The sequence below is a fragment of the Lacticaseibacillus kribbianus genome, from assembly GCF_020180945.1.
Taxonomy (GTDB): Bacteria; Bacillota; Bacilli; order Lactobacillales; family Lactobacillaceae; genus Lacticaseibacillus; species Lacticaseibacillus kribbianus.
In genome coordinates, this window is the sequence record NZ_JAIPUL010000001.1 from 718975 (window position 1) to 743056 (window position 24082).

Below are 24082 nucleotides of genomic sequence, written 5' to 3' on the forward strand. Positions count from 1 at the left end.
AGGAGTTACCATGGACAAGATTTTTGAACAACTAGACGGGCTGCTGGACCGCTACGAGGAGCTTCAGGAGCTGATGTCCGACCCGGAGGTGTTGGCCGACACCAAGCGCTACCTGGCCCTTTCCAAAGAGGAGGGCAGCATGCGCGACGTCGTGGCCGCCTACCGCGAGTACAAGCAGGTGCAATCCGACATCGCCGAGGCCGACGAGATGCTGCGCGACAGCCACGACCCGGACATGGAGGAGCTGGCCAAGGAGGATCTCAACGAGCTGCGGCCGCACCAGACCGAGCTTGAGGAGCGCATCAAGATTCTGATGCTGCCCAAGGACCCCAACGACGACAAGAACATCATCATGGAGATTCGCGGCGCGGCCGGTGGCGACGAGGCCAGCCTGTTTGCGGCCGACCTTTTGAGCATGTACATGAAGTACGCCGAAAAGCAGGGGTGGACCACCGAGATTATCGACGACAACCCGACGGAGGTCGGCGGCTACAAGGAGGTCTCCGTCCTGATCCAGGGCGACTCCGTGTACTCCAAGCTCAAGTACGAAAACGGCGCGCACCGCGTGCAGCGCGTGCCGGTGACCGAGTCCGCGGGCCGCGTGCACACCAGCACGGCGACGGTCGGCGTGATGCCGGAGTACGACGAGGTGGACCTTGAGATCGATCCCAAGGACATCCGCACCGACGTCTACCGCTCCAGCGGTGCCGGTGGCCAGCACATCAATAAGACCAGCTCCGCCGTCCGCATGACCCACCTGCCGACCGGCATCGTGGTCACCATGCAGGATCAGCGCTCCCAGCAGCAAAACCGTGAGAAGGCGATGCAGATCCTGCGCGCCCGCGTGTACGACTTCTACGAAAGCCAAAACGCGTCGGAGTACGCCGAGCAGCGCAAGACCGCGATCGGCTCCGGTGACCGCTCCGAGCGCATTCGCACATACAACTACCCGCAAAACCGGGTGACCGACCACCGCATCGGCCTGACGCTCAACAAGCTGGACCGCATCATGAACGGCGAGCTCGACGACATTATCGCCGCGTTGATCGTTCAAGACCAGACGGCCAAGCTGGAATCGATCAATGACTAAGACCTACGATGAGGCGCTCCGCGGGGCGTCTTCTTTGCTGGAGGCGGCCGGCATCGACCCGGATGGCGCCCGCTACGTGCTGGAGCTGCGTGCGGGGCTGACCCCAAGCGGGCTGCGGCTGCACGGCCGCGACCCGCTGCCGGAAGGGCTTGCCACGCGGTTTCAGGCGGACGTCAAGCGCCTTTTGGCCGGCGAGCCCGCCCAGTACATTGTCGGGCTGGCGCCGTTTTACGGTGACCTGTTCGTCGTGTCGCCGGCGGTGTTGATCCCGCGCTTTGAGACCGAGGAGCTGGTCGCGTGGGCGGCGGCCGAGCAGCAGACCGCGCGCACCGGGCTTGACGTCGGCACCGGCAGCGGCGTGATCGGGCTGACGCTTGCCGCCAAGCTGCCCGCCGCGATGACGCTGAGCGACGTCTCCGCGGCCGCGCTGGCCGTGGCCGAACAAAACGCGCAGCGGCTGAATCGGCGCGTAACCTTTGTGCAAAGCGACCTGTTCGCCGGTATCACGGGGAAATTCGACTTCATCGTCGCCAACCTGCCGTACATCGCGCACGCCGAGGAGCCGGTGATGGACGCAAGCACCAAGGCCTTCGAGCCGCACCTCGCACTGTTTGCCGAAGACGACGGCCTGGCGCTGTTCAAGCGCTTCGTGCAAGGCGTCGCTGCGCACCTGAACCCGGGCGGTACGGTGTACCTGGAGTTCGGCTACCACCAGCGACCGGCGCTTGCCGCGCTGTTTGCCACCGCGCTGCCACAGGCAACGGCGACCTTCCGGAAGGACTTGGCGGGGCACGAGCGCATGGTGCGGCTGACGCATCTTGACAAGGAGGACTGAGTGATGGAAACACAAGTTTTTGACAAGGACACCGTGGCGGAGGCCGCGGCGCTGATTCGCGCCGGCGAGGTCGTCGCCTTTCCGACCGAAACCGTGTACGGGCTGGGCGCGGACGCGACCGACCCCAAGGCGGCGCTAAAGGTCTACGCGGCCAAGCACCGGCCGGCGGACAACCCGCTGATCGTGACGGTGGCAAGCCCCGAGATGGTCGCACAGTACGCCGTGATCACACCGGAGGCCGCCAAGCTGATGGCCGCGTTTTGGCCCGGGCCGCTGACCATCATCCTGAACATCCTGCCGAACGCCCTGTCGATGGTGGTCACCGGTGGCCTGCAGACGGCGGCCTTTCGCATGCCGCAAAACGCGCTGACCCGTGAGATGATCACGCTGGCCGGCCGGCCGATTGTCGGCCCGTCCGCCAACCTTTCCGGTAAGCCGTCTGGCACCCGTGTCGCGCACGTGCTGCACGACTTTGACGGGGCCATCGCCGGCATCCTGGACGACGGCCCGACCGCCGTGGGGGTGGAGTCCACGGTCATCGACATGACCGTGACGCCGCCGGCCATCCTGCGGCCCGGCGAGGTGACGCCTGCGCTGTTGGCGCCGGTGATCGGCGAGGTCGCCACGGACCGCCACAAGGTCGGCGCCAAGGAGACCCCGAAGGCCCCGGGCATGAAGTACAAGCACTACGCCCCAAGCGCCCAGGTGGTCGTGCTGGATCACCCGGCGGACCTTTCGGACGCGCTCGCATGGGCCAAGGCCCAGGGCGTGCCGTTCGGCGTGATGGCGACCGACGAGCTGTTGACAAAGGTGCCGGCGGCAGTGGCGAGCTACAGCCTCGGCGCCGACGTCCAGTCCGCGACGCACAACCTGTTCGCCGGGCTGAGGTGGTTCGACCTGCACCCGACCATCAAGCTGATTTTGGCCGAGGCCTTTGCGCCTGAAGGCCTTGGCGCCGCTTACATGAACCGGCTGTTAAAATCCGCTGGCAATACGCACTTCCAACGAGACGGGAACTGAACCCTTTGCTATACTGGAACCAATTCGAAGGGAGTGTTTTAGATGGACTACACGCAGATCGATCCGGAGGTTTTCACCGCAATCCGGCAAGAGGAACAACGGCAGCAGCAAAACATTGAACTGATCGCATCGGAGAACATCGTCAGTCCCGCGGTGCGGGCGGCGCAGGGTAGTGTGCTCACCAACAAATACTCCGAGGGCTACCCGGGCCACCGCTACTACGGCGGTAACGCCTACATCGACGTCATCGAGCAGCTGGCGATCGACCGTGCCAAGGCGCTGTTCGGCGCCGAGTACGCCAACGTGCAGCCGCACTCGGGCTCCCAGGCCAACATGGCCGTGTACCGCGCGTTCCTCGAGGACGGCGACACGGTGCTGGCGATGGACCTGACCGACGGCGGCCACCTGACCCACGGCGCGGCTGTGAACTTCTCAGGCCAGGAGTACCACTTCCACCACTACGCCTTGGATCCCGCGACCGGGCGCCTGGACTACGACGCAATTCAGGCCCAGGCGGAGGCCATCCACCCGAAGCTCATCGTCGCCGGGGCGTCGGCCTACAGCCGCGAGATCGATTTCTCACGCTTCCGCGACATCGCCGACCGCGTCGGCGCCTTCCTGATGGTCGACATGGCGCACATCGCAGGCCTGGTCGCAGGCGGGGTGCACATGAACCCCGTTCCTTACGCGGATGTGGTGACCACCACGACGCACAAGACGCTGCGCGGCCCGCGCGGCGGCATGATCCTCGCCAAGAAGCAGTACGGCAAGGCGATCAACTCGGCGCTGTTCCCGGGCATCCAGGGCGGGCCGCTCGACCACGTGATCGCGGCCAAGGCCGTGGCCCTTGGCGAGGCCCAAAAGCCCGAGTTCGCCGACTACGCCAAGCGCATCGTGGCCAACATGCAGGCGATGTGCGACGGGTTCGCCGAAGACGCACACCTGAAGATGATCTCCGGTGGCTCTGACAACCACATGGTGCTGCTGGACGTCACCGGCTACGGGGTGACCGGGCGCGAGGTCCAGGACCTGTTGGACACCGTCATGATCACCACCAACAAGAACCAGATTCCGGGCGAGCAGAACGGCCCGTTCAAGACCTCCGGCGTGCGCGTCGGCACCGCGGCGATCACGACCCGCGGTTTCACCCCGGCGGATTGCAAGCAGGTGGCCCACCTGATCTCCAAGGCGATTGCCAATCGCGATAATCAGGAAGTTCTGGCCGAGATTCGGCAATCGGTACTTGCGCTGACCAGTGCATATCCGGTATCATAGACAAGGTTTTGGGCAGCGATGCCAATGACGCCAAGTTCCCAGATGGGACTTGGCGTTTGCCATAAATAAAGGAGGACCTTTTGCACATGGGCAAATTTACGGTTTTGAACCACCCGCTGATTCAACACAAGCTGACGCTGATTCGCGACAAGAACGCCGGCACCAAGGAGTTCCGCGAGATCGCTAACGAAATCGCCGAGCTGATGGTGTACGAAATCACGCGCGACCTGCCGCTTGAGGATGTTGAGATCGAGACGCCGATGGGGAAGACGACCCAAAAGCAGCTCGCCGGCAAGAAGCTGGCCGTGGTGCCGATTCTGCGCGCCGGGTTGGGCATGGTCGACGGCGTGCTGCGTCTGATCCCTGCCGCCAAGGTCGGTCACATCGGGATGTACCGCGACGAGGAAACACTTTTGCCGCACGAGTACTTCGTCAAGATGCCCGCCGACATCGATCAGCGCGACCTGTTCATCGTTGATCCGATGCTGGCCACGGGTGGCAGTGCCAACATGGCCATCGAGGCGCTGAAAAAGCGCGGGGCCAAGTCCATGCGCCTGGTCGTCCTAGTTGCCGCTCCGGAAGGCGTGAAGGCCGTCCAGGATGCCCACCCGGACGTTGACATCTACGCCGCCGCGCTCGACGATCACCTGACGGACACCGGGTACATCTTCCCGGGTCTCGGCGATGCCGGCGACCGCCTGTTCGGCACCAAGTAACCCCACGCACCCGCAGCCACGCGGCCGGCGCGTCCTCCAGCAGGACGTGCCGGCCGCGTTGTCGTTGGCGCCGCTTGCGGGCTGAAAGCGTCCCGAGACGGCGCCGCGGCGAAGCGGGCGCTAGGGCGTTCGGTGTGAACGTGCGCGGGCTGCTCCGGGGTGCTGTGGGTGGCCGCCGCTGCCGGCGGTACGTGGCAATGCCGCGGCGGTCGTGATATGATAACCGCAACGGGCCTGGCCCGTTTCTACCATATAATATGTGGCAGGGGAGACCGTGACGGATGTCAATGGGCGAAATTCGCGACCTGCGCAACTGGTACACCCCGTGAGCACTGTAGGCAATCGGGGGCCGGATTGGGGCGTGAATGATCGTTCGGTTTTTGAAAAATTCGATGAAAAGGGCATGAGACCGGGAATGAAAATTCACGAGATTGCTTTGTCTTTTTGATTGAAAGGTGTTAAAGTGTTCTGTGTGTTTGTCGGATGGGTATCCGCCAATCCGCAATTTAGAAACAATGTGACACTGCACGCCGCCGCTTGACGTCCGTACATATTGGTGCCACCTTGCTTCGGTTAAGGAGGTGAATTCTGTGAACGAAAGTTATCCCACATTCGAACTCTTCGGACTGCGTTTCAACCCGGCCAACGACCTGGCAATCCTGGTGAGTGCGATTCTGGTGTTCCTCTTCGTCTTTGCCTTATCGCGCAAGCCAACACTGCGTCCCAACGGTAAGCAAAACGTCCTGGAGTACCTGATCGAATTCGTCAACGGCATTGTCAAGCAGGCGATGCCAGGGCGGGAAGGCGGTCGTTTTGGTTTGTTCGCCTTCACGCTGTTCCTGTTCATCTTTGTGAACAACCAGATCGGCCTGATTTTTCAGGTCGATGTGGGGGGGAAGACCTGGTTCCGTTCCGCGACGGCCGACCCCATCATTACCATGAGCTTGGGCATGATGGTCATGGTCCTGTCGCACTTCTTCGGCGTGGCCTTCAATGGCATGAAGGGTTACCTGAAGGGATACGTTTCGCCGGTCCCGATTCTGCTTCCGATCAACATCCTCGAGAACTTCACGAACTTCGTCACGCTGTCGATGCGTCTTTACGGTAACATCTTCGCCGGCGAGGTCCTGCTGCTTCTGATCAAGCAGCTCGCATTCTCGGGGCACGGCGCAATCGGCGTCGTGTCGTTTGTCGGGGCCTTTCTCATCGAGATGATCTGGCAAGGGTTCTCAGTGTTCATTGGTACGATTCAAGCGTACATTTTTGTCACCTTAGCGACGGTTTACACGTCCGAAAAGGTAGTTTCTGAATAATAGGAGGAAAAAATCATGCAATACATCGCAGCTGCTATCGTTGCCGCTTTCGCCGCGCTCGCCGCGTCCTATGGTAACGGCCAAGTTATTTCCAAGACCCTGGAAGGCATCGCACGCCAGCCAGAAGCTTCCGGTTCCCTTCGTTCGACCATGTTCATCGGTGTCGGCATGATTGAAGCGGTGCCGATCATGGCGATCGTTATCGCGTTCATGCTGCTGAGCAAGTAAGACAAAGCGCAGGCGGGATTGCCCGCCACGCAAGAAGGGAGTCAAAAAATATGACTGCAGGCGATATGCTTTTCACCGTCTTCACCTTCGCTGTCTTATTGGTACTTGTCGGGTTAGTTGCCTGGAAGCCGGTGACGGCGATTATGGCCGCGCGTCAGGAGAAGATCGAAAGCGATCTGGACTACGCGGACAACGCACGCCAGGAGGCCAAGGAATTGGCCGCCAAGCGTCAGGCCGAGCTGAAGAATTCCAAGGCCGACGCCGTGAAGATCGTCAACACGGCGAAGGAAAACGGTGAGAAACAACGTCAGGAACTTGTCTCTGCCGCCAAGTCCGAGGCCGAAACGCTGAAGACCAACGCGCACAAAGACATTGCCCAAGAGCGGCAAGACGCGCTGAACAACGCGAAGAATGACGTTGCAGACCTCTCCTTGGCCATCGCCAAGAAGATCATCGGCAAGGAATTGGACGCCGATACCCAGGCCGAGTTGATCAACTCGTACATCAAGGATTTAGGTGACGCCAATGGCAGTCACTGATCAGATGGTCGCACCGCGCTACGCCAAGGCCCTGTTCGAGGTTGCATCCTCTGACGGGCAGCTGACGGCGGTGCACGACGAGCTGCTAGAACTCGCAACTGTTATCGACCAAAACCCAGACCTGCTTGTGCTGCTTGCAGGCAAGGATCTCGCCGCGGGGCAAAAGGCCGCGCTGCTCGCGCTGCTCAAGCGCGATTGCAGCCCGCTGGTCCAGAACCTAGTTGACGTGGTCTTTGTCAACGGTCGCATCGGCGGCCTCAGCCGGGTGATTGCAGCCTTCGATGCGCACTTCAACGAAGAAGCGGGCATCGTCAAGGCGGCGGTCACCACGGCCGTGGCCCTGTCCGACCAGCAGACACAGGCAATGCGACAAGCGATTGCCGTGAAGTTTGACGCCAAGGACGTCCTGTTGACCCAAGTGGTCGACCCGGCGGTCATCGGCGGGGTCAAAATCGTGTCCGAAGATCAGATCATCGACGGCACGATTCAGACCCGCCTCGGCAAGCTTCAAAAGCAGTTGCTCACCAATACGCAAAAGAGGTGAACCGGATGAGCATCAAGACTGAGGAAATCAGTTCTCTGATCAAAAAACAACTTGAAAGTTATCAAGACGACCTGAACGTCGAGGAAGTCGGCACCGTGACCTACGTCGGTGACGGGATCGCACGTGCGACCGGCCTCAAGAACGCGATGGCCAGTGAATTACTTGAATTCGCCAACGGCTCATACGGGATGGCCCAAAACCTCGAAAGTGATGATGTTGGTATCATCATCTTGGGGGATTTTGACAACATTCGTGAAGGCGACCAGGTCAAGCGGACCGGGCGCATCATGGACGTTCCCGTAGGCGAGGCCATGATCGGGCGCGTGGTCAACGCGCTGGGTCAGCCGGTTGACGGCAAGGGCCCCATCGAGACCACCAAGCACCGGCCGATCGAAGTCAAGGCCCCGGGTGTTATGCAGCGCAAGTCCGTTACGGAACCGCTGCAGACCGGGCTCAAGGCGATCGACTCGCTGGTTCCAATCGGCCGTGGTCAGCGTGAGCTGATCATCGGCGACCGCAAAACAGGGAAGACCTCGATTGCGATCGACACGATCATCAACCAGAAGGACCAGAACATGATCTGCATCTACGTCGCCATCGGCCAAAAGGACTCGACGGTGCGCACGCAGGTCGAAACGCTGCGCAAGTACGGCGCGATGGATTACACCATCGTGCTGACCGCCGGGCCTTCCGAGCCGGCGCCGATGCTGTACATCGCGCCTTACGCGGGTGCCGCCATGGGCGAGGAGTTCATGTACAACGGTAAGCACGTCCTGATCATTTACGATGATCTGACCAAGCAGGCGACCGCCTACCGTGAGCTGTCGCTGCTGCTGCGGCGCGCGCCAGGCCGTGAAGCCTACCCAGGTGACGTGTTCTACACCCACTCCCGTCTGCTGGAGCGGGCGGCCAAGCTGTCCGACGAGCTCGGCGGCGGTTCGATGACGGCGCTGCCGGTCATCGAGACCCAGGCCGGGGACATCTCCGCCTACATTCCGACCAACGTGATTTCGATCACCGACGGCCAGATTTTCCTGCAAAGCGACCTGTTCTACTCCGGGACGCGGCCGGCGATCGACGCCGGGCTGTCCGTCTCCCGTGTCGGTGGGGACGCCCAGATCAAGGCGATGAAGAAGGTGGCCGGGACCCTGCGTCTTGACCTCGCCTCCTTCCGCGAGCTGGAAGCCTTCACCCAGTTCGGGTCCGACCTGGACGCCGCGACGCAGGCCAAGCTGAACCGCGGCCGCCGCACCGTTGAAGTGCTGAAGCAGCCGGTTCACAAGCCGCTGCCGGTGTCCAAGCAGGTGCTGATTCTCTACGCCCTGACCCACGGGTTCCTGGACGCGGTCGGCATCGACGACATCGCGCGCTTCCAAGACGAGCTTTTTGACTTCGCCGACAGCAATGGTGCGGACCTGCTTAAGCAGATTCAAGACACCGGCAAGCTGCCCGACACGGCCAAGCTCGACGAGCTCATCAAGAGCTTCGCCGACGGTTTTGCTAGCAGCACCGACAAATAAGGAGGTGCCACATGGCTGAATCGTTAATGGATATCAAGCGCAAGATCGCGTCGACCAAGAAGACGGGGCAGATTACCCAGGCCATGCAGATGGTCTCCGGCTCCAAGCTGACGCGCATTGAAAAGCGTTCCAACGCCTACCAGATCTACGCCAACAAGGTGCGCGAAATCGTCACGCACCTCGCCGCCGCGCAGCTGCTCGAAATCGAGCGGCAGCAAAGCGAGGCGCTGGCGGGCACCGATGTCCCTAAGGCACGCCTCGAGCTGGCGAACCTGCTGGCCGAGCGCCCGGTCAAAAAGACCGGCTACCTGGTCATCACCTCGGACCGTGGTCTGGTCGGTGGCTACAATTCCACCGTGCTCAAGGCCATGATGCAGATCTTTGCGGACGACCACAAGGCCAAGGACGACTACGTGATCATGGCCATCGGGGGCACTGGCGCGGACTTCTTCAAGAGCCGCGGCATGAACCTCGCCTACGAGTACCGCGGCGTCTCGGACATCCCGACCTTCAACGAGGTGCGTGAGATTCTGAGCACGGCGGTGACGATGTTCGATAACGGGGTGTTCGATGAGCTGTACGTGTGCTACAACCACCACGTGAACTCCCTGACTTCTGCCTTCCGTGCAGAAAAAATGTTGCCGATCACCGATCTTGACGTCGCCGAAGTGGCGGACACCAGCATCGAGTACCTGACGGAGCCCGATCCGGACGCCGTGCTTGAGGCCATCCTGCCTCAGTACGGCGAAAGCCTGATCTACGGTGCCATCATGGATGCCAAGACGGCGGAACACGCCGCCTCCACCACGGCGATGAAGAGCGCGACCGACAACGCCAACGATTTGATCTCCCGCCTCTCCGTGACCTACAACCGGGCCCGGCAGTCGCAGATCACCACGGAGATCACCGAAATCGTCGGTGGTGCCAACGCGCTGGCGTAAGCCAGCACACAGCGGGGATACCCGCACTGGACGGGTTACCCGTCCAAATCACAACAGGGAAGGACGATTTCATTGAGTAATAGCTTAGGTAAAATCGTGCAAGTGATCGGCCCTGTTGTCGACGTCGAATTTCCAATCAATGATGATTTACCCGAAATCAACAACGCGCTGACCGTTGAGAAGGGGGACGGCAAACAGCTTGTGCTGGAAGTCGCCCTCGAGCTCGGCGACGGCGTGATGCGCACGATCGCCATGGACTCGACCGATGGGTTGGTTCGTGGGATGGTCGCCACCGATACCGGTGGCTCCATCTCCGTTCCCGTCGGCAAGGACACGCTCGGCCGGGTATTTAACGTTTTGGGACAGACGATCGACAATGGTCCAGTCTTTGGACCCGATCACCGGCGCGATGGCATCCACAAAGATGCCCCGGCCTTCGAGGATCTGAGCACGAGCTCCGAAATTCTCGAAACCGGGATCAAGGTCATCGACCTGCTTGAACCCTACCTGCGTGGGGGGAAAGTTGGGTTGTTCGGGGGTGCCGGGGTCGGCAAAACCGTTCTGATCCAGGAACTGATCCACAACATCGCCGAAGAGCACGGCGGCATCTCGGTCTTCACCGGGGTCGGCGAACGCACCCGTGAAGGGAACGACCTGTACTTCGAAATGAAGGAATCAGGCGTGCTCCAAAACACCGCCATGGTGTTCGGTCAGATGAACGAGCCGCCTGGTGCCCGGATGCGCGTTGCGCTGACTGGGCTGACGATTGCGGAATACTTCCGTGACGTCGAAGGGCAGGACGTGCTGCTGTTCATCGACAACATTTTCCGCTTCACCCAGGCGGGGTCCGAAGTGTCCGCGCTGCTCGGTCGCATTCCGTCCGCGGTTGGTTACCAGCCAACCCTGGCCACCGAAATGGGCCAGCTGCAGGAGCGAATCACGTCGACCAAGAAGGGTTCCGTCACGTCCATCCAGGCGATCTACGTGCCTGCCGATGACTACACGGACCCTGCGCCGGCGACGACCTTCGCCCACTTGGATGCCACGACCAACCTTGAGCGTCGCCTGACCGAGCAAGGCATTTACCCGGCCGTCGATCCGCTGGAGTCTTCCTCCAGCGCCCTGACGCCGGACATTGTCGGCGAGGAGCACTACAAGGTCGCAACGCGCGTGCAGCAGGTGCTGCAGCGTTACAAGGAACTGCAGGACATCATCTCCATCCTCGGGATGGACGAGCTGTCCGACGACGAGAAGACCACGGTTGCCCGTGCCCGTCGCATTCAGTTCTTCCTGTCGCAGTCCTTCAACGTCGCGGAGCGCTTCACCGGCCTGCCGGGGAGCTACGTGCCGGTTGAAGAAACCGTCAAGGGCTTCAAGATGATCCTCGACGGCAAGATGGATGATTACCCCGAAGAGGCCTTCCGTCTGGTCGGCCGCATCGAGGACGTCGTCGAAAAGGCCAAGACGCTGGGCTACGACCCTGACAAGTCACAGGACGACACGCTGCAAGCGGCTGCCAACTAAGGAGGGGATTCTTCTTGGCTGAACAACCTAAAGTCATGCGGGTCAACATCGTGACGCCGGATGGCCTGGTGTACGATCACCACGCCAGCATGGTCGTCGTGAAGACGACCACCGGTGACATGGGCATCATGGCCAACCACGAGCCCATCGTCGCGCCCCTGATGATCGGTGAGGTGCGCGTCAAGCGCACCGACAACCCCGGACACGAGGACGAGATTGCGGTCAACGGGGGCTTCATGGAGGTCTCCGACAACGTCGCCTCGATTGTCGCGGATTCCGCCGAGCGGGCCCGCGACATCGACCTGACCCGCGCCGAGGCCGCCCGCGAGCGTGCACAGCGTCGCATCGAGAAGGCCAAGGCCCAGCGCGATGTCGACAACCTGCAGCGCGCCGAGGTCGCCCTCCAACGCGCGATCAACCGCATCCACGTCAAAACCGGGAAGTGATTCCCCAAAAGAGCCCGCCGCTTGGCGGGCTCTTTGCGTGTCCCTGGCCCTCGGCAGGGTTGGGCGCCGCGTCGGCGGGAAGCCGAGTTGCGGACAGGCCGGGGACGACCAACCCGAGCCGGTCGGCCTGTGCGCCAGTCTTTGAAGTTTTTCTCAAAGTCTGCGGGTTGGCCGGCACGGGCCGCGCAGGTAACGTATGATGGACACAGACATTACGAATCGGAGGCGCCACATGTACTCAGGTCTAGGGATCACCGCTGGGGTGACGATGCTTTCACACTTTGTTTTCATCCTGATCAGCTTCCGGCTGCTGACGGCGCTGCGCTTTGACAAGCTGCTGCGGCCCAACCATGTGCGGGAGAGCCAGCTCCTGATGGTTTTCATCGCCATCGCGCTCGGATTCACGGTCAGCGAGTTCTTCCTGTCGCTGCTTCAGTCTGCGCGGGATCTGCAGTATTTGCTGTAAGCGCGGCGAAGCTGTGGTATACTTTTGTGTTAGAAATCATTGAGGAGAGAAGAAGACAATGGCAAAAGACATTGGGATCGACTTGGGGACCGCGAACGTCCTCATCAACGTGAAGGGTAAGGGAATCGTCTTGAACGAGCCTTCTGTCGTTGCAATCGACACGCACACCGGCAAGGTTCTGGCCGTCGGCACCGAGGCCTACAAGATGGTCGGCCGCACGCCGGGCAACATCCGCTCGATTCGCCCGCTCAAGGACGGGGTGATCGCCGACTTCGACATCACCGAGGCGATGCTTGAGTACTTCATCAACAAGCTGAACGTCAAGGGCTTCATGTCCAAGCCGAACATCCTGATCTGCGCGCCGACCAACATCACCTCGATTGAGCAAAAGGCGATCATTCAGGCCGCGGAGAAGTCCGGCGGCAAGCGCGTTTACCTCGAGTTTGAGCCCAAGGTCGCCGCGGTCGGGGCGGGCCTTGACATCTTCCAGCCGCAGGGCAACATGGTGATCGACATCGGCGGTGGCACGTCGGACGTCGCGGTGCTGTCGATGGGTGAGATTGTCACCAGCCGCAGCCTACGCCTGGCGGGCGACAAGATGGACTCGGCCATCGCCGCCTACGTCAAGAACAAGCACAAGCTCCTGATCGGTGAGCACACCGCAGAGCAGCTCAAGATTCAGATCGGCGCGGTGTACGAGGCCGACCCGGAGGAGAAGATGGAGGTCCGCGGGCGCGACATCGCCACCGGCCTGCCGCGCGAGGTCGAGGTCACAAGCCTCGAGGTTCAAGAGGCGCTGAGCGACACCATGGCGGCCATCGTCAGCGCGGCCAAGGACGTGCTGGAAAAGACCCCGCCGGAGCTGTCCGCGGACATCATCGACCGCGGCGTGATGCTGACCGGCGGCGGCGCCCTGCTCAAGGGCATCAGCCACCTGTTTGCGGCGGAGCTCAAGGTGCCGGTGCTTTTGGCCGACGACCCGCTCGACGCCGTGGCGCTTGGGACCGGCGTGCTGCTCGACAACATCGCGCACCACAAGCAGTATTAGACACGAAGGAGGTACGCGGTGAGTACACAGTACGCAACCCGGGTTTTGAAGCACCTGCTGGTCCTGGTGGTCCTGGTGATCGTGGCCTTGGTCGTCGGGGGCATGATCGGTTACGCCATCGGGGGCGGCAGCCCGTGGCAGGTGCTCGAGCCGAGCACCTGGTCGCACATCCTCGACTTCCTGAGGTGAGGCCGGCATGAAAAAATTGCTGATGTGGCTGGTGCGCGGGTACCAGCGGTTCATCTCGCCGCTCCTGCCGCCCAGCTGTCGCTACTACCCGACCTGCTCGACCTACATGATTCAGGCCCTGGTCAAGCACGGCGCCATCAAGGGCCTGATCATGGGCCTCGCGCGCATTTTTCGGTGCAATCCCTTCATCCGCGGCGGGCTGGATCCGGTGCCCGACTTTTTCACCCTGCGGCGCAACCCGGACCCTCAGCGCAACCTCGACGAGGCCGACCAGTTCGACTATCATCATCACTAGACAAGGAGCAACACATGGCGAAGGAACAGAAAATCATGGTGCAACAAGAAGATGTCACGCGCAACGGCCACACCGTGTCGGTGCTGACCGTGGCTAAGAACGAGATTGGCTATGTCGAGACCATTGAGAACCGCTTTTTGGCCTACATCGCCGGCCAGACCAGCGCGAACCGCTTCAAGACGATGGACGACGCGGTGGCATTTTTGATCTCGGAGTACCACCTGCACCACAGCTAGGCGGTGCACGGCCGCGCTGGATCGCAATCCGGCGCGGTTTTTTGTCAGGCGGCCCGGCGAAGTGCCGGCGCATTTGCAATTCAAGGAGGCAATCATGGCGGAAACGCGCACACGAAAGAAGGAAGACCGCATCGACTACGGCATCATCCTGTCGGTGATGCTCCTGGCGCTGTTCGGCATGGCCGCCATCTACATGGCGGTGTCCAAGGACGGCTCCTCAAGCCCGATGCGGGCGATGGTGATGCAGGCGGTGTGGTACGTCATCGGTGGCGTGGGCATCTTTTTCGTCATGCAGTTCGACGCCGAGCAGCTGTGGCGCATCGCACCTCTGCTGTACGCGCTGGGCATCCTGCTGCTGATCGCGGTGCTGGTGTTTTACGACAAGGACGTCGCAAGAAACACCGGGGCGCACAGCTGGTTTCGCTTCGGGCCGGTGACCTTTCAGCCGTCCGAGGTGATGAAGCCCGCTTACGTGCTGATGCTCGCGCGGGTGGTCACCAACCACAACGTCGCGATGAAGCACACCTGGGCCAACGACTGGCGGCTGATCGGCGAGATGCTGCTGTGGACGCTGCCGGTGCTGGCCCTGATGATCCTCCAAAAGGACTTCGGGACCTCGCTGGTCTTCGCCGCCATTTTTGCCGGGGTGGTGCTGGTGTCCGGCATCTCGTGGAAGATCATCCTGCCGATCGGGCTGGCCGCCGGCGCGGTCGGGACCGGAACCATCCTGCTGGTGGTCGAGGACTGGGGCCGCAAGATCCTGCTGCACGTGGGGTTCAAGAATTACCAGTTCAAGCGCATCGATTCGTGGTTGAACCCCAGCGGCGCAACCAGCGGCTCGTCTTACCAGCTCTGGCAGTCGATGAAGGCCATTGGCTCAGGGGAGATGTTCGGCCGTGGCTTCAACAACCTGAAGGTGTCGGTGCCGGTCCGCGAGTCGGACATGGCCTTTTCCGCCATCGGTGAGGCGTTCGGCTTCATCGGCGCGGCGGTGCTGATCCTGCTGTACTTCCTCTTGATCTACCAGATGATTCGCGTGACTTTCGACACCCAAAACGAGTTTTACGCGTACATCGCCACCGGCGTGATCATGATGATTCTCTTCCACGTGTTCGAAAACATCGGCATGAACATCGGCCTGCTGCCACTAACCGGGATTCCGCTGCCGTTCGTGTCGCAAGGGGGGTCATTCCTGCTGGCCAACATGCTGTCGGTCGGGATGGTGCTCTCGATGCGGTTCCACCACCAGAGCTACATGTTCTCCCGCGAGGAGGAGTCGTTCCAGTAAGATGAACCGGGCACAGGGCCGCACCTCGCTCAGTGCACAAGGCGCCTGCCGCGTTTTACCCGCAATGGGGGAAAGCGTGGCAGGCGCCTTGTGCGTGCTTTGTATCCGGTGCGTCGTGTGGTACCATCATGGGGAAAGGCGGGATGGGCATGAAAACAAAATGGATGGGCTGGGGACTGGCGGCACTGGCCGGTCTCGGCCTGGCGCTGGGACCGAGCCGGTCGGCCCAGGCGGCCACAATCACGGATCAGGACCTCGCGCGCACCGTGGCGAACTGGAGCCTGGACGAGCAGATCGGCTCGCTGTTCATCGCGCGCAAGCCGGCCAGCGCGGATCAGGCCGCAAGCGACGTGGCCAAGTACCACCTGGGTGGGCTGATCCTGTTCGGCACCGACATGGCGCAGCCGACCGCAAGCCTGAAGGCGCAGCTTGCGCGCTTCCAGGCCGCGGCCGCGGTGCCGCTTCTGATCGCCACCGACCAAGAGGGGGGGACGGTGTCTCGGCTGAACGATTCCCCGGCGTACCCGACGCGCTACCCATCGCCGCAGCAGGCCTTCGCTCAGGGCGGCATGACTGCGGTGCTCAACACGGCGGTGAGCCAGGCCAAGCAGCTCAAGGCGCTGGGCATCAACTGGAACTACGCGCCGATCGCCGACGTCTCGAGCGACCCCAACAGCTTTATTTACGCCCGCACCCTGGGCCAAAGCGTCGCCAACACGGCAAGCTACATCGCAAAGGTCGTGCCGGCGATTCAGGGCACCGGTGTCGCCGCCACGCTGAAGCATTTTCCCGGCTACGGCTCAGCGGTCGACACCCACAAGCTGTTCGCCACGGTTGACCGCACCAAGGCCCAGCTGATGGCCAGCGAGCTGGTGCCGTTCAAGGCCGGCATCGCGGCCGGAGTGGACGCCGTCATGGTGACGCACATCGTGATGCGCCAGATCGACGCGGCGCTGCCGGCGTCGCTGTCGCCCAAGGTGATCACGGGGCTTTTGCGGCAGGAGCTAGGGTTCTCGGGTGTGATCATCACCGACGACCTGGCGATGGGCGCCATCCAGCAGTACGACGCGGCTCATGGGCTCAAGACGCCGGATGTGTTGGCCCTGCAGGCCGGCAACGACGCGATCATGGCGGACGACTACGCGGTGGGCATTCCCGCCATCAAGGCCGCGGTGGCGGCCGGTACGGTCAAGCCCGCGACGATCCGCACCGCGGCCGTGCGCCTGCTGAAGCTCAAGCGCAAGCTAGGGCTGCTCAGCGCGGCCAAGTTCGTCGCGCCGACCTTGACCCTGGACAAGCCGCAGTACGGGGCTAAGGCCGCAACGGTCACGGGCACGGTGCGTAGCGCAGACGTTCAAAAGGCGCGCGTGACGCTGACGCGCTCGGGAAAAGCGATTGCGCACGCCACGCCGAACCAGGCTGGGCGCTTCAGCCTGTCCGTGCCGCTGACGGTAAAGGCGCAGGCGCTGGTGGTTGACGTCACGCTGGGCGACGGGACGGCGCAGCGGCTCCAAAAGCCGCTGACCCTGAACGCCAGGAAGCCGGCCGCGACCAGCAGCACCGCCAGCACCTCAAGCGCGCACAGCAGCGCGAGTGCGGCCTCAAGCACTACCACGAAACCGGCGGCCAAGGCGCCGCGCTGGCCGTGGGCGATTGCCGGTGTTATTGCGCTTGCGCTGGTCGGTGGGCTGGTGGTCTGGTTCCGTCGGCCGACGGGGCGTCACCGCAGATGAGCGCAGGATTAAAAAAGTTTCGCCCAAGGGGTTGACACCGGCGGCCAAACTGCGTAATATCAGAGTCAATTCAGAACGCAAACGAACGATGTGAGAGAGTAATGCCGGCAAGACTGCACAGAAAACCCGGGTAGATGAGAGCGGGGTAGCAAGTCGGGACGAAGATGGCTCACGGATCGGTGCACCGAACCTTCGGGTAAGGCTGCAATGGCTGGCATCCATTATCTTGCACGCGGGTTGATTACGACCCGTTAGTGAGGGCAGACTCCCGGGAAGTCTGTCGAATTAGAATGGTACCGCGGGACACCGCTTCTAACTTTGGTTAGGAGCGGTGTTTTTGCGTCTTGGCCGACAGTTCTGAATCATCAATCATGTTTGCAAAATTTGGGAGGCAATTATTATGAAGTTATGGCAAAAAGTAGTTCTGGCGTTGGCACTGACGGCTCCGGTCTTCGGCTTGGCGGCCTGCGGCAAGTCCGCGGACAGCAAGGTGGTCAAGGTCGGCATCATGAGCAACGACAAGGAGATCTGGCAGGACATCCAAAAGCGCCTGAAGAAGCAGGACGTCAACATCAAGCTGGTTGAGTTCACCGACTACAACACGCCGAACCAGGCGCTCAACGACGGCGACGTGCAGCTGAACTCCTTCCAGACCGTCTCCTTCATGGACACCTGGAACCAAAAGCACAAGCAGACCATCACCAGCGTCGGCAACACCTACATCGGCCCGATGCGCGCGTACTCCAGCTCGCTGAAGTCCCTGGATGGCCTGAAGAAGGGCGACAAGGTCTCCGTGCCAAACGACGCCTCCAACGAAGGGCGCGCCCTGCAGCTGCTCGAGCAGTACGGCCTGATCAAGCTCAAGTCTGGCGTTGCGACGCCGACCGTGCGCGACATCACCGACAACAAGCTGGACCTTAAGTTCGCCGAGCTTGACGCCGCCCAGACTGCCCGCAGCCTGAAGGACGTTGCGGCCTCCATCGTCAACAACGATATCGCCGCCGCCGCCAACCTGAACCCGAAGGACGCCATCTACGTCGAGAAGATCACGGCCAAGTCCAAGCCTTACCTGAACGTGATTGCGGCCAAGTCTCCGAAGGACAAGTCCAACAAGACCTACAAGAAGATCGTGAAGGCCTACCAGACCGACGCCACCGCGAAGCTTCTGAAGAAGTACTACAAGAACTCCACCGAACCGGCCTGGAACTACAAGTTCTAATTAGCGAAAGCGAGGATCACCATGGCTGAAGCGATTATCACGCTCAATCAGATCGATGTCTTATTCAAGGAAAAGGCCCGCAGCGTCCATGCGGTCGACCACGTGGACCTCACCGTTAACCGCGGCGACGTCTACGGCATCGTCGGCTACTCCGGCGCCGGCAAGTCCACGCTGGTGCGGGTGATCAACCTGCTGCAGCGGCCGACCACCGGCAGCGTGACGGTTTTGGGGCAGGACATGCTGGCGCTTGACGCCAAGGCCCTGCGCGGCGAGCGCAAGCGCATCGGGATGATTTTCCAGCACTTCAACCTGATGAACTCCCGCACCGTTGCCGAGAACGTCGCGTTCCCGCTGCGCGGCCACAAGTCCAAGGCCGAGATTGCGGCCAAGGTCGAGGAGCTCCTCGAGCTGGTCGGCTTGGCCGACCGCGCCACGGCCTACCCGGCGGAGCTGTCCGGCGGCCAGAAGCAGCGCGTCGGCATCGCCCGGGCGCTGGCCTCCGACCCCGAGATCCTGATCTCGGACGAGGCGACGTCCGCCCTTGACCCCAAGACCACCAGCGCGATTCTGGACCTGCTCAAGTCCCTCAACGAGAAGCTCGGCCTGACCATCGTCTTGATCACGCATGAGATGGAGGCGGTCAAGCAGATCTGCAACAAGGTGGCCGTGATGGACGCCGGGCGGATCATCGAGCGCGGCAACCTGCTGGACATCTTCGCCAAGCCCGAACAGAAGCTGACCAAGGACTTCATCGACACCACGCTGCAGCTCGATGCCGCGGTCGCCGCGGTCAAGCAGCAGCCCGCCGTCGCCAACCTCAAGTCACCGGATCGCCTGGTGCGCCTGACCTACCTCGGCGCCTCGACGGACCAGCCGCTGGTGGCAACCCTGTACAAGGACTTCAACGTCACGGCCAACATCCTGTTCGGCGACATCCAGATCCTGCAGGGGACGCCATTCGGCAATCTGATCGTGGTGCTGTCCGGCACCGCGGCCGATCTGGAGCGGACGTTCGCCTACCTGGCGCAAAACGACGTGACAGTGCTTGATCTCAACGCAAAGGAGGATGCACAATGAGTTTTCTGAACAAAATTCTGCCCAACGTGATGCCGCTTTGGAGCGGCGACGGCGGCATTCTCCAGGCGATCTGGCAGACCGTCTACATGACCTTTTGGACCGCGGTGGTCTCCGGCATCCTCGGGCTGTTCCTGGGCTTCCTGCTGATTCTCACCGATGAGGGCGGGCTGCTGCCGAACCGGCCGGTGTACTTCATCCTCGACAAGGTCGTCAACATCTTCCGCTCGATTCCGTTCATCATCCTGCTCGCGGTGGTTTACCCGCTGACCCGCCTGTTGGTGCACACCGGCATCGGCCCGACCGCGGCCCTGGTGCCGCTGATTCTGGGCACCGCGCCGTTCTTCGCGCGCCAGGTCCAAAACGCGCTTTTGACCGTCGACCCCGGCGTCATCGAGGCCGCGCAGGCGATGGGGCTTGGTCCTTGGCAGATCGTCTTTCGCGTTTACCTGCGTGAAGGCGCGTCCGAGCTGGTCCGCGTCGGTGTCTTAACCATCATCAGCGCCATCGGCCTGACCGCGATGGCCGGGGCGGTCGGCGGCGGCGGCCTGGGGAACATCGCGATTGCGATCGGCTACCAGCGCTACCAAAACGACGTCATCTGGACCGCCATGATCCTGATGCTGATCCTCGTCTTCCTGATTCAGTTCATCGGCGACATCATCGCCCGCAAGCTGCACCACTAAGCGTCAGGCCGTCACGGCCGCCCATCCGGGTGGCCGCGGCGGCCTTTTGCGTGCCAAAAGGAAACTTTTGGCAAAGGCGACTTTCACCCACCAAGATATCTGGTAGACTTAACACAGACCGCCGCGGGCGGGGGAAAGGACGACTCACGTGAAAAAAATCAAAGTTATGACCGTGTTCGGCACACGGCCTGAGGCAATCAAGATGGCGCCTTTGTGCCTGGCGCTGCAGGAGCGGGCCGACCAGTTCGCCGCGGTGACCGTGGTCACCGCGCAGCACCGCGAGATGCTCGATCAGGTGCTCGAGATTTTCAAGCTCACGCCGGACTACGACCTCGACATCATGCGCCGCAAGCAGAGCCTAGCCGAGATCACCAGCACCGTTTTGACCGCGCTGCAGCCGATTCTGGTCAAGGAGCGGCCGGACATCGTGCTGGTGCATGGCGACACGACCACCACGCTGGCCGCCAGCCTCGCCGCCTTTTACCAGCAGATTCCGGTCGGCCACGTTGAGGCCGGGCTGCGCACCTGGCACAAGTACGACCCGTACCCCGAGGAGATGAACCGCCAGCTGACCGACGTGCTGGCCGACCTGTACTTCGCGCCGACCGCGCAGTCCCAGGCCAACCTGCTGCGGGAGGGCCACCCGGCCGACGCCATTTACGTCACCGGCAACACCGCCATCGACGCCCTGCGTCAAACGGTGCACGCCGGCTACCACCACGCGGTGATGGACGAGCTCGACCCGACCAAGCGCATGATCCTAGTTACCATGCACCGGCGCGAGAACCAGGGGGCGCCGATGGCCGGCGTGCTCAAGGCGATTCGCGCCGTGGTCGACGCGCACCCGGACATCGAGGTCGTCTACCCGGTTCACCTGAGCCCGGCCGTCCAGAAGGTCGCCCACGCGGTGCTGGACGGCGACCCGCGGATTCACCTGATCGCGCCGCTCGATGTGGTGGACTTCCACAACCTGGCGGCCCAAAGCGCCTTCATCATGACCGACTCCGGCGGGGTGCAGGAGGAGGCGCCGGCCTTGGGCAAGCCGGTGCTGGTGCTGCGCAACACCACCGAGCGCCCGGAAGGGGTGGCGGCGGGTACGCTCAAGCTGGTCGGGACGGACCCGGACGCCGTGGCGGCCGCGATGACCACGCTGCTGGACGACCAGGCGGCCTACGCACGCATGGCGCAGGCCAAAAACCCGTACGGCGACGGCCACGCCACGGAACGCATTCTGGCGGCCATCGCGCACACGTACGGCGACGGGCCGCTGCCCGCACCGTTTGACCCGCAGGCCTAACGCCGAGGACACGAAAAGAGGCTTCCACATCGTCATCGTGGAAGCCTCATTTCGTGTGTTTGGGCTAGAACAGGGCGCTGTCCTGCGCGGCGAGGTAGTCGTCTTCGACCTTCTTGTAGCTTCCCGGCTCCATGGCCTCAAGCGCCGTGGCGATGGTGTCCGCGGCCTGCTTGTAATCGTAGCGGGCATACGCGGCCTTGGTGTCGGCAACCGCCTGGGCCACGTCCGAATGCGTGGTCTTGTAGCGGTTGGCGTACTGCAGGAGCTCCTCGGTCATCCCCGCGGCCTGAATCAGGTCGCGGCTCTTTTGCTTGAGCTGCTCGATGTCCTCGGCGCTTTGGATCAGCTGCTTAGCGATGGCGTCTAGGTCAATCTTGACCTGGTTGAGGTCGTGGTTGAGGTCGGCGACGGCCTTGGAGCAGGCGTTGAAGAAGTCCAGGTACGGCTTCGGCAGGCCCGGCAGGCCGTGGCGGAACACCTCGTACTTGACATCGCGCAGGTCCATGACGAACTGTGCGACCTGCTTGGCCGCTTTTTCCTCCGTCGCGCGGAAGCCGCCGATGCTGGTGTTGATGGCCTGCTGCTTGAGCTCGATGTCCTTGAGGTCGCTGCGCATCTTGACGAAGGTCGCGCTGGTCTCGGAGTAAATCGCCTCGTGGTCGTTCAACCGCAGGCTTTCCTGCTCGAAGGCGGCGGCCAGGTTGTCCAGCTGCTGCTTCAGCGCGTTGGCCTGCTTGAGCTCGTCGTGGTTCAGGGTGTAAGACTGGTTGACGTGGTCCAGCTCGATCAAAAGCGCGTGGTTCTGCTTGTTGGCGTGGTTGATGAACTGGCGCAGGTCGCCTTGCGCCTGGTCGACGGCGTCCTTGGCGGTCAGCTCCTTTTCCATCACGGCGTAGAGGGCGTCGATGCGGTTGGCGATGGTGGCGGTGTTGGCCGTCAACTCAGTCACGTCAAGCGACTCGATCTGGGCGAGGCCCTGGTTGACCTGCTCTTGAATCTCCTGGCCGGTGGCAGGGACGTCCTCGGTGAAATGGAAGTGGCGCTGCGCCAGCTGCTCGTAGCCGCGGGCAATCTCGCCGAGCTGGTTGGGGAACTCGTTGACCACGGCGTTCACCAGCGGTGGCAGGGACTTGACCTGCAGCTCGACGGTGGCCACGCTCAGCTTGAGCTTGCTCAGCTGCTTTTTGGCCAGGTCGTGGTCGCCATCGCTGTTGGTCTGATTGATCTCGGAGAGCTGCGCCGCGATGGCCTGAAGCGCCGATTCAAGCGCGGGCAGGGCATCGCCGTACGCGAAGCTCTTGGCCAAGATGGTCTTGCGCGCGGCCAGGTAGCGCTCGCGCAGGTTCATCAGCAGCCGGCGGTTGTCGGCCTCGCTTTCCTGGATCGCCAAAAGCGCCTGGCGAATGCCGTGGAGGCGCTTGGCCGTGGCCTCGCGGAGGTTGTCGATGGTTGCCAAATCCTCCTTGACCGTGCTGAAGCGGAACTGCTTGTTGGCCTGCTCGACGTCGAGCAGGGCGGTCTGCAGGTCCGTCAGCTCGCCCTCGGCCAGCTTCTGGTAGGCGGTCTGTTGCGCCTTGAACGCCGTCTCGCTGGTCCCGGTGAGGCCGAGCTGGGCGATGTTGCGGATCAGGCCGGTCACCTCGCCGCTGTCAAGCGTCGAGATTCGCGTGTCCAGGGCCTGAATCGCCCGGTTGTTGCGGATTTGGAACAGCCACAGCCCCAACCCCACGATAATGATAATTCCTAGTACTGCGATAATGATCCACACCATGATTACACCTTCCACATCGCGCGACTTGCAATTTGCGGCCCTATCCACTAAAATTCTGGGCAAACTAGTACGCGCAAGTTCCTTGCCCCTAGTATCTCAAAAAGGACCCGAACATGAAAGGCCTTTAGCGGGAAAAAGGCCGGTATCTTGCGTTTTTTGAAAGGTGATTAGATGACAGTACTCGATCCTATCGTTGTGGCCCAGGTGGATGCGTTGCTGGAGGGGGAGCCCAACCCGGTGACCAACCTCGCCAACGCAGCCGCATTGCTCTACAACAGCATGGCCGACCTCAACTGGTGCGGCTTTTATCTCTACTCTAAGCGAACCGGCACGCTCGACCTCGGCCCGTTCCAGGGGCAGGTCGCGTGCATGCACATCCAACCCGGCAGCGGGGTGGTGGGCACAAGCTTCGCCAAAGGGGAATCGCTTTTGGTGCCGGATGTCCACGCCTTTGCCGGCCACATTGCCTGCGACGCCGCCAGCAACTCCGAGGTGGTCGTGCCGCTGGTCGTGGGCGACCGCTGTGTCGGCATCCTCGATCTCGATTCGCCGTCCTTGGACCGCTTCACCGCGGCCGACCAGGCGACGCTCACGGCCTTTGCCGCCGCGCTTGCGAAACATCTTGACGCTGACGCCCTGGCTTTGGTATACTAGCCTGCGAGTAATTTAATGCAGCGGCGAACGGCATGGTCGGCTCCAGTGGCGCAACTCCGTGAGAGAGAGCACAGTAACCCGGCTGCTAAGGTGAACGCTTAGCGCGACTGCCCGTGTGCTGAGTTCGCATTCATT

At 62.1% G+C, this 24082-nt stretch carries 26 protein-coding genes; 25 read left to right on the forward strand and 1 reads right to left on the reverse strand.

Annotated features, from left to right (window positions below; genetic code table 11):
* Positions 1-10 precede the first annotated feature (10 nt).
* The 24 genes from prfA to wecB all read left to right on the forward strand — a co-directional run bounded on the left by prfA (position 11) and on the right by wecB (position 21522).
* Entirely contained in the window at positions 11-1090 is a 1080-nt protein-coding gene (prfA, locus tag LE416_RS03430) for a peptide chain release factor 1 (RefSeq protein WP_225047087.1), read from the forward strand.
* Positions 1083-1925 (forward strand): peptide chain release factor N(5)-glutamine methyltransferase, encoded by an 843-nt coding sequence (gene prmC, locus LE416_RS03435; RefSeq protein ID WP_225047088.1) that lies wholly within the window; start codon positions 1083-1085, stop codon positions 1923-1925. Before prfA ends, prmC begins: the two co-directional genes overlap by 8 nt.
* A gap of 3 nt (positions 1926-1928) precedes the next feature.
* On the forward strand, positions 1929-2945 hold the full coding sequence (locus tag LE416_RS03440) for an L-threonylcarbamoyladenylate synthase (RefSeq protein WP_225047089.1): 1017 nt from the start codon (positions 1929-1931) through the stop codon (positions 2943-2945).
* Between the two features lie 42 nt (positions 2946-2987).
* The gene (gene glyA, locus LE416_RS03445) at positions 2988-4220 is read left to right on the forward strand and encodes a serine hydroxymethyltransferase (RefSeq protein WP_225047090.1); all 1233 of its coding nucleotides are present in this window, start codon (positions 2988-2990) and stop codon (positions 4218-4220) included.
* An 86-nt stretch (positions 4221-4306) separates the two neighbouring features.
* Positions 4307-4936 carry a uracil phosphoribosyltransferase gene (upp, locus tag LE416_RS03450; RefSeq protein ID WP_225047091.1) on the forward strand — a complete coding sequence of 210 codons (630 nt, stop codon included), beginning with the start codon at positions 4307-4309 and terminating at the stop codon, positions 4934-4936.
* Between the two features lie 590 nt (positions 4937-5526).
* Complete coding sequence (gene atpB / locus LE416_RS03455) at positions 5527-6249, forward strand: F0F1 ATP synthase subunit A (RefSeq protein WP_225047092.1); 723 nt, start codon at positions 5527-5529, stop codon at positions 6247-6249.
* 15 nt (positions 6250-6264) lie between these two features.
* Positions 6265-6477 (forward strand): F0F1 ATP synthase subunit C, encoded by a 213-nt coding sequence (gene atpE, locus LE416_RS03460; protein WP_225047093.1) that lies wholly within the window; start codon positions 6265-6267, stop codon positions 6475-6477.
* Positions 6478-6527: 50 nt separating this feature from the next.
* A complete protein-coding gene (atpF, locus tag LE416_RS03465) occupies positions 6528-7016 on the forward strand; it encodes a F0F1 ATP synthase subunit B (RefSeq protein WP_225047094.1) in 489 nt (162 codons plus the stop codon).
* Complete coding sequence (atpH, locus tag LE416_RS03470; RefSeq protein ID WP_225047095.1) at positions 7003-7560, forward strand: ATP synthase F1 subunit delta; 558 nt, start codon at positions 7003-7005, stop codon at positions 7558-7560. Before atpF ends, atpH begins: the two co-directional genes overlap by 14 nt.
* A 5-nt stretch (positions 7561-7565) precedes the next feature.
* Positions 7566-9080 (forward strand): F0F1 ATP synthase subunit alpha, encoded by a 1515-nt coding sequence (gene atpA / locus LE416_RS03475; protein WP_225047096.1) that lies wholly within the window; start codon positions 7566-7568, stop codon positions 9078-9080.
* A gap of 11 nt (positions 9081-9091) precedes the next feature.
* The gene (locus LE416_RS03480; protein WP_225047097.1) at positions 9092-10021 is read left to right on the forward strand and encodes a F0F1 ATP synthase subunit gamma; all 930 of its coding nucleotides are present in this window, start codon (positions 9092-9094) and stop codon (positions 10019-10021) included.
* 72 nt (positions 10022-10093) lie between these two features.
* Positions 10094-11545 carry a F0F1 ATP synthase subunit beta gene (atpD, locus tag LE416_RS03485; RefSeq protein WP_225047098.1) on the forward strand — a complete coding sequence of 484 codons (1452 nt, stop codon included), beginning with the start codon at positions 10094-10096 and terminating at the stop codon, positions 11543-11545.
* Positions 11546-11580: 35 nt separating this feature from the next.
* Positions 11581-11991 (forward strand): F0F1 ATP synthase subunit epsilon, encoded by a 411-nt coding sequence (locus tag LE416_RS03490; RefSeq protein ID WP_225047832.1) that lies wholly within the window; start codon positions 11581-11583, stop codon positions 11989-11991.
* 232 nt (positions 11992-12223) lie between these two features.
* Complete coding sequence (locus tag LE416_RS03495) at positions 12224-12457, forward strand: DUF1146 family protein (RefSeq protein WP_225047099.1); 234 nt, start codon at positions 12224-12226, stop codon at positions 12455-12457.
* A gap of 58 nt (positions 12458-12515) precedes the next feature.
* Complete coding sequence (gene mreB, locus LE416_RS03500) at positions 12516-13505, forward strand: rod shape-determining protein (RefSeq protein ID WP_225047100.1); 990 nt, start codon at positions 12516-12518, stop codon at positions 13503-13505.
* A gap of 18 nt (positions 13506-13523) precedes the next feature.
* Positions 13524-13694, forward strand: a complete 171-nt coding sequence (locus LE416_RS03505) for a DNA-directed RNA polymerase subunit beta (protein WP_225047101.1) — start codon at positions 13524-13526, stop codon at positions 13692-13694.
* 7 nt (positions 13695-13701) lie between these two features.
* Entirely contained in the window at positions 13702-13989 is a 288-nt protein-coding gene (gene yidD / locus LE416_RS03510; protein ID WP_225047102.1) for a membrane protein insertion efficiency factor YidD, read from the forward strand.
* Between the two features lie 14 nt (positions 13990-14003).
* Positions 14004-14225: a DUF2969 family protein gene (locus LE416_RS03515; protein ID WP_225047103.1), complete on the forward strand. Its 222-nt coding sequence runs from the start codon at positions 14004-14006 to the stop codon at positions 14223-14225.
* A 94-nt stretch (positions 14226-14319) separates the two neighbouring features.
* A complete protein-coding gene (locus LE416_RS03520; protein ID WP_225047104.1) occupies positions 14320-15513 on the forward strand; it encodes an FtsW/RodA/SpoVE family cell cycle protein in 1194 nt (397 codons plus the stop codon).
* A gap of 149 nt (positions 15514-15662) precedes the next feature.
* Complete coding sequence (locus tag LE416_RS03525) at positions 15663-17246, forward strand: glycoside hydrolase family 3 N-terminal domain-containing protein (RefSeq protein WP_225047105.1); 1584 nt, start codon at positions 15663-15665, stop codon at positions 17244-17246.
* A 400-nt stretch (positions 17247-17646) separates the two neighbouring features.
* A complete protein-coding gene (locus LE416_RS03530; RefSeq protein WP_225047106.1) occupies positions 17647-18465 on the forward strand; it encodes a MetQ/NlpA family ABC transporter substrate-binding protein in 819 nt (272 codons plus the stop codon).
* A 21-nt stretch (positions 18466-18486) separates the two neighbouring features.
* Complete coding sequence (locus LE416_RS03535) at positions 18487-19542, forward strand: methionine ABC transporter ATP-binding protein (RefSeq protein WP_225047107.1); 1056 nt, start codon at positions 18487-18489, stop codon at positions 19540-19542.
* The gene (locus tag LE416_RS03540; RefSeq protein WP_225047108.1) at positions 19539-20225 is read left to right on the forward strand and encodes a methionine ABC transporter permease; all 687 of its coding nucleotides are present in this window, start codon (positions 19539-19541) and stop codon (positions 20223-20225) included. The genes LE416_RS03535 and LE416_RS03540 overlap by 4 nt, the downstream gene beginning before the upstream one ends.
* Positions 20226-20373: 148 nt before the next feature.
* On the forward strand, positions 20374-21522 hold the full coding sequence (gene wecB / locus LE416_RS03545; protein WP_338034759.1) for a non-hydrolyzing UDP-N-acetylglucosamine 2-epimerase: 1149 nt from the start codon (positions 20374-20376) through the stop codon (positions 21520-21522).
* Between the two features lie 64 nt (positions 21523-21586).
* Here the strand turns inward: wecB and LE416_RS03550 are convergent, their stop codons facing one another.
* Positions 21587-23293, reverse strand: a complete 1707-nt coding sequence (locus LE416_RS03550) for a septation ring formation regulator EzrA (RefSeq protein WP_225047109.1) — start codon at positions 23291-23293, stop codon at positions 21587-21589.
* 171 nt (positions 23294-23464) lie between these two features.
* Here LE416_RS03550 and LE416_RS03555 point away from each other — a divergent pair, with 171 nt between their 5' ends.
* Complete coding sequence (locus tag LE416_RS03555; RefSeq protein ID WP_225047110.1) at positions 23465-23947, forward strand: GAF domain-containing protein; 483 nt, start codon at positions 23465-23467, stop codon at positions 23945-23947.
* The last annotated feature ends 135 nt before the right edge of the window (positions 23948-24082 follow it).